This is a genomic window from Peribacillus sp. SIMBA_075, from assembly GCF_046534585.1.
Map to the genome: position 1 here is coordinate 336,819 of NZ_JAWRYN010000001.1, position 6,230 is coordinate 343,048.

The 6,230-nt window shown below is 41.4% G+C and carries 7 protein-coding genes; 5 read left to right on the plus strand and 2 right to left on the minus strand.

The genetic code is table 11. From position 1 onward, the window contains the following. Positions 1–205: 205 nt before the first annotated feature. A complete protein-coding gene (locus SB775_RS01665) occupies positions 206–922 on the minus strand; it encodes a GntR family transcriptional regulator (protein ID WP_061466026.1) in 717 nt (238 codons plus the stop codon). A 288-nt stretch (positions 923–1,210) separates the two neighbouring features. On the opposite strand from SB775_RS01665, the gene SB775_RS01670 reads away from it, so the two are divergent. From SB775_RS01670 to chbG, 5 genes are read left to right on the plus strand one after another with little or no spacing between them, the layout of a single operon-like run. Then, positions 1,211–1,519 (plus strand): PTS sugar transporter subunit IIB, encoded by a 309-nt coding sequence (locus SB775_RS01670; RefSeq protein WP_061462489.1) that lies wholly within the window; start codon positions 1,211–1,213, stop codon positions 1,517–1,519. A 4-nt stretch (positions 1,520–1,523) separates the two neighbouring features. Next, positions 1,524–2,873 (plus strand): PTS sugar transporter subunit IIC, encoded by a 1,350-nt coding sequence (locus SB775_RS01675; protein ID WP_410860339.1) that lies wholly within the window; start codon positions 1,524–1,526, stop codon positions 2,871–2,873. A 16-nt stretch (positions 2,874–2,889) separates the two neighbouring features. Next, a complete protein-coding gene (locus SB775_RS01680; RefSeq protein ID WP_089365117.1) occupies positions 2,890–3,237 on the plus strand; it encodes a PTS sugar transporter subunit IIA in 348 nt (115 codons plus the stop codon). Then, positions 3,234–4,577, plus strand: a complete 1,344-nt coding sequence (locus SB775_RS01685) for a 6-phospho-beta-glucosidase (RefSeq protein WP_410860340.1) — start codon at positions 3,234–3,236, stop codon at positions 4,575–4,577. The genes SB775_RS01680 and SB775_RS01685 overlap by 4 nt, the downstream gene beginning before the upstream one ends. Then, positions 4,574–5,305 (plus strand): chitin disaccharide deacetylase, encoded by a 732-nt coding sequence (gene chbG / locus SB775_RS01690; protein WP_410860341.1) that lies wholly within the window; start codon positions 4,574–4,576, stop codon positions 5,303–5,305. Before SB775_RS01685 ends, chbG begins: the two co-directional genes overlap by 4 nt. Positions 5,306–5,396: 91 nt before the next feature. Here chbG and SB775_RS01695 read toward each other — a convergent pair. Continuing rightward, a partial coding sequence (locus tag SB775_RS01695) for an NAD(P)/FAD-dependent oxidoreductase (protein WP_410860342.1) occupies positions 5,397–6,230 on the minus strand: 834 nt, incomplete at its 5' end.

Genomic DNA, 6,230 nt, shown 5'->3' on the forward strand with positions numbered 1-6,230 from the left:
ACTCATTTGTTGAATTGATTTGTAAGTATTTTAATATGGTATAAGAATCCAAACACACAATAAAAAGAGGCAATCGTTATGATTGCCTCTAAATGAACGCATATAAAAAAATATATTCAATCCCAAATCGAAATGCTGAATAAGAAGCACACAAAAAAACGGGCTGCCTTAATGAAATAGGCATCTGTCTTCTTTTAATTATCATTCAATAGTTCCGTTCGATGACAAAGTGTGCACGATCGCCTCTAAAGAGAGTTTTAGAAAATTCAATGACCGATCCATCAACCTCATATGTGTAAGTTTCTAATGAAAAACAAGGTGAACCGTTGGGTACATCCAATTTGTCAGAAATGGAATCGTCGGCTAGTGAAAACTCCAAGTGTTCGACCGTTTTTTTTACTTTTAAATTGAATTGTGTTTCAAGTACTGTAAAGAGTGATTTTTCACAGGCTTCGATATTAAGCCCGGGTGTTTTATACCAAGGGAGATAGGCAATTTCATATTGAAGGGGGACATCGTTTACGTAACGAATCCGTTCCAGTTTGTTTACTGGATCTCCAATATTTTGCTTGAAAAGCTTGGCAAGGGTAGCATTTGCTTCAATCACCTTTAAGCTAATGACCTTTGTAGAAGGATTTTTTCCTTGCATCGTGATTTGCTCTGAGAACTTTTCAACCGTGCTTGTAAGAAATTGCTTCACTTTATTTTCCGAAACGAAAGTCCCTTTACCTTGAACACGGTAGATGTAGCCTTCGACTGTCAATTGCTGTAAGGCCGTGCGCACTGTTGTCCTGCTTACTCCGTATATTTTACAAAACTCAGCTTCTGTCGGTAATTTTGTATTTGTTTGATACTCTCCATTTTTTATAAGATCGATAATCGATTCCTTAACGATGGAATGCAATGCCGCTTCTTTATTCATGGTCTCCACAGTGATGCCTCCTTTACTCATTCCAATATATACATATAGATTATATCGGATAAGTTCAATAATCAACTTTAAATCAAAAATTTGTAATAACAAATTAAAAATTGTGTTGATATTTTTTCGATTTGTAACTACAATATATATATGGAGGTAATAATACCCAGTTCAAAAATACCTTTCAAAGGGAGTGATAAAACAAAGGAACATCATTTATTATAAAATTATGGTTCTATTTTTCTTGAAAATACTGAATAATCAATCATTAAAAGGGGGGTAATTTCAATGAATATCTTATTATGTTGTTCTGCAGGGATGTCTACCAGTTTATTAGTTACCAAGATGGAGGAAAGCGCTAAAAAACAAGGGGTGGAGTGTCATATATGGGCTGTTGGTTCTACAGAAGTGAACAATGAAATGGATAAGGCTGATGTGATTTTATTAGGTCCGCAAGTTCGGTATCTTCTTTCCAAGTTACAGGAGGCGGGAAAGGAAAAGGGAATTCCGGTCGCAACCATCAATCCAATGTTCTATGGTCTATGTAATGGTGAAGAAGTACTAAAACAAGCCACTACTTTAATAAAAGGAGAATAAGGATATGATGACTTTTATTGATAAGTATATTATGCCTGGAGCGGTGAAAATAGGAAATAACCGGCATCTGCTCGCGATTCGTGACGCATTGATTGGAATGATAGCGATTACAATGATCGGGTCTTTTGCCGTCCTGTTCAATAATCTTGGGCAAGTCATCAAGCCTTACGGAAGAATGATGGAGGCCATTTTCGGTCCAGCATGGAATACGCTAGGCGGTGATATTTGGTTTGGAACCTTTGCATTCATGACGGTATTCGCTGTATTCGGCATTTCTTATAAACTAGCAAGATCATACGGAGACGATGGTTTTGAAGCGATGCTGGTTTCCTCGGCCTGTTTCTTCTTATTATTACCTCAAATCGGAAATGTCACTATAACCATTGATGATAAGGATGTTACAGGCGGGGCATGGGGTTTCGTAAGCGTGAACTATTTTAATGCTACAGCCCTCTTTACAGGAATAGTCGTTGCCTTAATAGCAACCGAAATATTTGTGAGACTTTCACGAGTGAAATATTTAGTCATTAAGTTGCCTGATGGAGTACCTCCAGCGGTAGCCCGTTCTTTTGCAAAGTTAGTGCCGGGTATGGCAACGATTTTTGCCGCTGGTGTATTCGGACTGCTATTCCGTAAAGTTACGGATGGACAGGTACTGAATGACTGGCTGAGTAAAGTGATTGTATCTCCCTTACAAAGTGCAGTAGATTCATTGCCATTCGCTATTTTACTAGTATTTCTTGTTCATTTATTATGGATGATTGGTTTGCACGGACCAAATATCCTTGGAGGGATAACAACACCGCTTTTTGAAAGTTCGGGTGTGAAAAATATTGATTTATATGCAAAAGGTGTCAAGGACATGGACCAATATGGGGTATTGGCAGGTTCTTTCCTGGATGCATTTGTTTATTTAGGAGGATCTGGTGCAACATTGGGCCTTATCATCGCAATGATCATTGCCGGTCGGAAACGTTATAAACAGATGATTGCACTTGGAGGGGCACCAGGGGTGTTCCAGATTAACGAACCTATCCTATTCGGATTGCCTATCGTTCTGAATCCAATGTGGTTCATTCCATTTGTTCTCGGTCCGGTAATTACAACGGTGATCTCGTATTTAGCGGTAAGCAGCGGAATGGTTTTCCCGATCGTTGCTAAGATTCCATGGGTTACCCCACCGATTGTGGGCGGATTCCTAGCCACTGGCGGGCATGTATCCGGAGCGGTCTTGGCTGCGGTCAACTTAGTCATTTCAACAGCGATTTATTTACCATTCGTATATGCTCAAGTGAAGATAGATACCAAAAATAAAACAGAGCTTACAAAAGATTCGGAAACGCTAAACGTTTAAGAAAGTAGTGATGAAAATGGAAAAAGAAGAATTATACCAGCTATCCTTTCAATTGATTTTATATAGTGGGAATGCGAGAAGCTTTGCAATGGAAGCGATGCAGGAGGCTAAGAAAAAGAATTTTGATTCTGCTCGTTTGAAAATCGCCGAGGCAGAAACGGAATTACTGCAAGCCCATAAATACCAAACTCAATTAATCCATGCAGAGGCGGGCGGGGACAAATTTGATCTTCCCATTATACTGGTCCATGCTCAAGATCATTTAATGACGGCGATGACTGTAAAGGATCTTGCAATAGAAATGATCGATCTACGCGAAGAATTCTTACATGCAAATGTAGTGAAAGAGAGGGCTGCTGAATGAGCGAGGGTCTGAAGATTGTCACGATTGGCGGAGGATCGAGCTATACGCCAGAATTGATTGAAGGTTTCATTAAATATCATGAGGAACTTCCCGTGAGTGAAATTTGGCTCGTGGATATCGAACCGGGAAAGGAAAAGCTTGAAATTGTCGGGGATTTAGCAAGAAGGATGATTGAAAAGGCTGGTGTGAATATTGATGTCCATCTTACGCTAGACAGAAAGAAAGCGCTTAAAGGGGCGGATTATGTAACAACCCAGCTGCGAGTTGGCCAGCTTGCAGCAAGGGCACTTGATGAAAAGATTCCGTTGAAACACGGAGTGATTGGACAGGAGACAAATGGACCAGGCGGGCTTTTTAAGGCTTTTAGAACGATTCCCGTCATTCTGGATATTGCTCGTGAAATGGAGGAATTATGTCCGGATGCCTGGCTGATTAACTTCACGAATCCTGCTGGTATGGTAACGGAAGCAGTTCTGCGTCACAGTAATATTTCCAAAATCATCGGCCTTTGCAATGTGCCGATTGGTATGGAACGAGGTGTTGCTGATTTGATGGATGTCGAGCCATCAAGAGTCCGGATCGACTTTGCTGGGTTGAATCATATGGTTTACGGCTTGGATGTATTCGTTGATGGGGAGAGTGTCAAAGATCAAATCATCAATCTGATTACAGATCCAGCTAAAGCCGTCACGATGAAGAATATCCATGCAATGGGCTGGGAGCCGGAATTCCTTAGAGCGTTGAACCTGTTTCCGTGTCCATACCACAACTACTATTATAAAACGGGAGATGTGCTGGCCCAGGAATTGAAGGATGCTGAAAAAGGGGAAACACGTGCCGAGGTCGTTCAAAGACTTGAAGCAGGATTATTCGAGCTTTACAAAGACAAGGGTTTGGACATCAAGCCGCCGCAGCTTGAAGAGCGCGGAGGAGCGTACTACAGTGATGCGGCAGTAAGGTTGATTTGCTCGATGCATACAGATAAACGTGATATTCAAGCGGTAAATACCATCAATCATGGTGCGATTGAAGGCATTCCTTATGGATCTGCGATTGAAACCAGTTGCGTGATAACCAAGGATGGTCCTAAGCCAATCAATGTAGGAGAGCTTCCAGTCGCTGTTCGCGGTTTAATTCAGCAAATCAAATCCTTTGAAAGGGTGGCCATCGAAGCTGCAGTCTCAGGTGACTATGATACTGCGTTGCTTGCCATGACGATTAATCCACTCGTTCCTAGTGATCGGGTTGCGAAACTTATCTTAGACGAAATGCTGGAGGCACATAAAGATTATCTGCCGCAGTTTTTTGGAAAAAAGGAGTTGCAGGATAATTTATCATGATTGAAGTCCTTGTAAATGCAGATGATTTCGGGTTAACTAAAGCGGTGAATTATGGAATTTTGGATAGCCACAAATATGGAATTGTCAATTCAGCAACCATCATGATGAATGCGAAAGCAACGGAACATGCGATTGAATTAGCAAAGAAGACACCGTCGTTGAAAGTAGGTATACATTTAGTGCTAACATGGGGAAAACCTCTGTTGAACGACGTGCCAAGTTTAGTTGACGAATCTGGTTTCTTTAAGAAGCAAGGTGTGGTGTATGAGAACCCTACTCGTATTTCCTTGAGAGAATTGGAGAGGGAGTGGTCAGCACAGATCGAAAGATTCTTGGAATTTGGTCTGTTTCCAACTCATTTCGATAGCCATCATCATGTACACGGAATAACAGCATTTCTTCCGGTTATTCAAAATCTGTCTGATAAATACGGATTGCCAGTGCGTAATGCCGGAATGCACCTAGCTGAGGTTCAAACCGTTACAGATGTTTTCCTGGATGACTTTTATGGAGAAATGGTGGTTGAAGATTACTTTCAAAACTTGAAGGGGAGGGTAATTGATGGGGCAAGCGTTGAGATAATGACTCATCCTGCTTATATGGATGAAGAATTGATGGAAGTCTCCTCTTATAACGATAAACGCTTAAAAGAAACCCGGATTTTGACAAATGCAAAATTGCCTGAGGGATTTCACCTTAGATTCAGCATCAACCAGGTTAAGATTTGATTTTATTAAATACAGCCCTTTAATTACAAAAAGGACCATTCATCAAAATGATGAATGGTCCTTTCAAATTCAAGATAGCTTTATCTTAAAATTAATAAGCGAGGCTGTATAGGGCTTTGATGTGTGATAGATAGCGAATATTACTTGCTTCTTTCATCAATGTAGCCGGCAGACCTTTAAGGGAAGTGTTATTGGCCCCAACGGTTGCCACTGCATCTTTACGGCCAAGGCTCGCAAGTGTACCTGAGTTTACAGGTGAAAATTCTTCAAGTTTCTTGCCTTCAAAGGCTGCATATAGGTTGTATCCAACAAGCTCACCCATTTGCCAAGCATTTTGTGCAGTAGGAGCGTATGGACGGCCGCCTTCTGGAGGGAAAGCAACGGCACTGTCTCCGACAACGAATACGTCATTATGGGATTTGGATTGCAAATACTCATTAACGGTTGCTTTGCCGCGATCCACTTCAAGACCTGATTCGCCTACGATAGGAAGTGCTGCGACTCCGCCTGTCCAAACAAGCGTATTGGCTTCGATCGTTTGTCCATCTTTCAATTCGATTTGATTTCCTTTAACACCCGTTACAGGCAGACCTGTCAAGAATTCAACGCCGCGTGCTTCCAAGCTGGACATGGCACGTTCAATTAAGTGGTCAGGCAGGACAGGAAGGATTTTTGGACCAGCTTCCACAAGCTTGATTTTCAAGTCCTTGAAATCCACTCCGAACTTTTTGGCGATTTTAGGGAAATGATCCACGATTTCACCGATTAACTCGACGCCAGTCAATCCGCCGCCGCCGATTACGATTGTAGCGTCCGCTTCGTTATTCGTTTGTGCATATTCACGGATGCGATCTTCGATATGTTTGTAAATTTTGTTAGCATCATTTACGGATTTCAAGACCATGCTGTTTTCCTCAAGTCCCGG

Coding starts and splice junctions, on each gene's coding strand:
- chbG (WP_410860341.1), top strand. CDS start 4,574: ATGATTGAAGTCCTTGTAAATGCAGATGATTTCGGGTTAACTAAAGCG.
- SB775_RS01685 (WP_410860340.1), top strand. CDS start 3,234: ATGAGCGAGGGTCTGAAGATTGTCACGATTGGCGGAGGATCGAGCTAT.
- SB775_RS01675 (WP_410860339.1), top strand. CDS start 1,524: ATGATGACTTTTATTGATAAGTATATTATGCCTGGAGCGGTGAAAATA.
- SB775_RS01670 (WP_061462489.1), top strand. CDS start 1,211: ATGAATATCTTATTATGTTGTTCTGCAGGGATGTCTACCAGTTTATTA.
- SB775_RS01665 (WP_061466026.1), bottom strand. CDS start 922: ATGAATAAAGAAGCGGCATTGCATTCCATCGTTAAGGAATCGATTATC.
- SB775_RS01680 (WP_089365117.1), top strand. CDS start 2,890: ATGGAAAAAGAAGAATTATACCAGCTATCCTTTCAATTGATTTTATAT.